The sequence below is a fragment of the Pseudoalteromonas sp. Isolate3 genome (assembly GCF_022398505.1).
GTDB lineage: Bacteria > Pseudomonadota > Gammaproteobacteria > Enterobacterales > Alteromonadaceae > Pseudoalteromonas > Pseudoalteromonas apostichopi.
Window position 1 is genome coordinate 1 of the sequence record NZ_JAKEVN010000285.1, and the last position, 558, is coordinate 558.

General features: G+C 40.5%; 1 rRNA gene. It reads right to left on the reverse strand.

What is annotated here, in order from left to right:
- Nucleotides 1-100, reverse strand: a 16S ribosomal RNA gene (locus L1D46_RS20870); the annotation flags it as partial.
- Nucleotides 101-558: the final 458 nt, after the last annotated feature.

Here is a 558-nt window from a genome sequence, read left to right on the forward strand (position 1 = left end):
AGAGGTGAGAGGTGCAAGCACCTCTTCGTTTCCGCTCGACTTGCATGTGTTAGGCCTGCCGCCAGCGTTCAATCTGAGCCATGATCAAACTCTTCAATTAAAAGTTTTTTCTGTCCCGAAGGACATGCTCAATGAATTCTGATTTTGATTCTTTCGAATCGAATTGACTGTGCTGAAACAAGTAAACTTGTTTCCGTTGGTCACTCAGTTCAATTGAGACTCTAAATTTGTTTGCGTCATCTAGCGAACTAGAATCGGCTGTTAGAACTCAATCTGTACGAGTGCCCACACAGATGATTGCTTTATATTGTTAAAGAACGTTTGAGATACTTTCGCGTCTCAAGGGCTGTGCATTCTACGCAAGCCGTTATTTTTGTCAACACTTAATTTTGAGAAAAGTTTATTTTTTCAAAACTCAGTTTTACTTGACTCAACCAACTCGTCGTTTTGCTTTTTTGTAAGCAGTCCGCCGTGTCGGTGGATGCGCATTATAGGGAGATCCGAATTCAGATCAACTGTTTTTTGCAGTTTTTATTAAAAAAATGACTGTTCGCGCAA